1 protein-coding gene and 1 pseudogene are annotated in these 1,931 nt (G+C 60.3%); both read left to right on the forward strand.

Annotation, left to right across the window (positions count from 1 at the left end; genetic code table 11):
• Nucleotides 1-157: 2-oxo acid dehydrogenase subunit E2 (locus LQV45_RS28790; protein WP_230010419.1), on the forward strand; the 157-nt coding region annotated here is incomplete at its 5' end.
• Nucleotides 158-716: 559 nt separating this feature from the next.
• A pseudogene (locus tag LQV45_RS28795) lies at nucleotides 717-1,016 on the forward strand (ATP-binding protein); the annotation flags it as partial.
• Between the last annotated feature and the right edge of the window lie 915 nt (nucleotides 1,017-1,931).

Raw genomic sequence — 1,931 nt, forward strand, 5'->3', positions numbered from 1 at the left:
GCCCTGGGTGGTCAACGGCGAACTCGCCGTCCGCAAGGTCACCGAACTGACGCTCACCTTCGACCACCGCGTCTGCGACGGCGGAAGCGCTGGCGGCTTCCTCCGCTATGTGGCCGATGCAATCGAGAACCCTGGGACGGTGTTGGCTGATATTTGAGAAATCGCGAATCGGCTCATCAGTCCTGATCTACTCGTGAAATGGTGACTGAAAACAGGCATTGCTCTGCTTGGACGTGCCAGATTGGTCCTCATGAGCCATCGACAGTTCGACTGCGATGAGCGTCGGTCTTAACGCGTGCCTTAGCGGGCGGCCACTACCGCCACCAGACTAGATGCGCCGGCGCCAATGCTATGGGTGGGATTTGATATTGAGTATCAAGGTAGACCTCGCTATGTTTCGTCTAATTAAAACTGAGTAGTGCACCTGTTCCGCGACCAGAAACGGTGCCCTGCCAATCCTCTCCATAGCTCTTGTACAGAATTCCGTCGGGCACAGGCCGGCGGCTCCGTCGAATACCCCTCCGGCGGACGAACTTAGTCGCAAACGCCTACCTGTAGTTTGCAGGCCGCGGGAGTCGCTGGGACGGTTCATGCATCGGCAGAAGGCTGCCGCGATTCAGCCGCACCGGTAGTAGGATTCCTGAGCGTCAAGTCGCGGATGCGTCCGCTGAACGAGCTCAGTGAGGCAAAGGGCGCCTGGCGTGTGGAGCGCGCCCTCAGAACTGGTCCGGCTTCGCCGCTACGGGCTGGTCGTCGTCGATGAGGTCGGCTACATCCCGTTCGAACAGGACGCCGCGAACCTGTTCTTCCAGCTCGTGTCCTCACGCTATGAACACGTCTCGCAGGTCCTGACCTCGAACCTAAGCTTCGCCCGCTGGGGCGATGTTTTCGGGGACCAGGTCGTCGTCTTCGCAATGATCGACCGCATCGTCCACCACGCGGAGGTCGTCACCCTCAGGGGCTCCAGCTTCCGGCTCAGGAACCACCAGATCGAAGACCGGAAAACGGCAGAATAATTTAGTCAACGTGGCTCAGTTTTCAGCCCACGAATCGGCTCACTTTTCGGCCAGCACTGACAAGTAGACCACCGAGTGGAGCCTTGCGTATGCCCGCTCGCCAAGGTCCTAATAAATTCCTTGAGGTAGAGCAGGTACCCCCTTGGCAGGGGTTCGGAAATCGGAAAGGGCCAATTCCACCTCGTGGGAGAGCCGCCGTGGCGATCGCCGGCGGACTAGCATCTGATTGCCTTTCTTGCGGGCTGCCGCTCATAAGGAATGTCAATGGCCAGTAGTTTCTGCCCACGGGCGGCCAGTTGATGTGCCCTCTGGTGGCCAGTAAAACCGCCCGGTGATGGCCAACAGATCTGCCCACTGATTAGTTCGGCGGGGTTGGCCATGGGACTGCCTCAGCACGGCCCGTGCAGTGAGGTAGGTGAGCGATACGCGCAACGCTCCTTGTCGGAAGATACACTTACCGTCGCGCCGACGCCGGACTGCTTCAAGGCGTTGGTCACAGCGTCACCGAAGCCGACAAACTGTGGCTGTTGGGCGTCCACGTCGCCTAAATCTTCGCGAGGATCTTATCCATGCGGCAACCGGAGAACTCGTTGTTTTACGAGCGCCTGGGTGCGGAAGCGGTTGGCGGGCCGGTAGAAGAAGTGGGTGGCCTGGTCTACGCCGTTGGTGTAGGAGGGACCGTGGACCGTGGATGTGACCGCCTCGAATGCGTTTGGGGGCACCGGCGAAAGGGGCAGTTAGGGGGATTCGCCGAGCCGATCGGAGAGGCTATCGTCAGGCACACTTGAGTCCGCGCCGCATGCCGTGGCGCCGACGACGGCGCCCCTGGCGGCGGCATCGAGAGAGAGTGCGATCGCTGCAGCTTAGGACGTCGCCGGCAGATTACTATCGGCAGGTCTCATACCGATACGAATC

Source organism: Microbacterium sp. Bi128, from assembly GCF_918698205.1.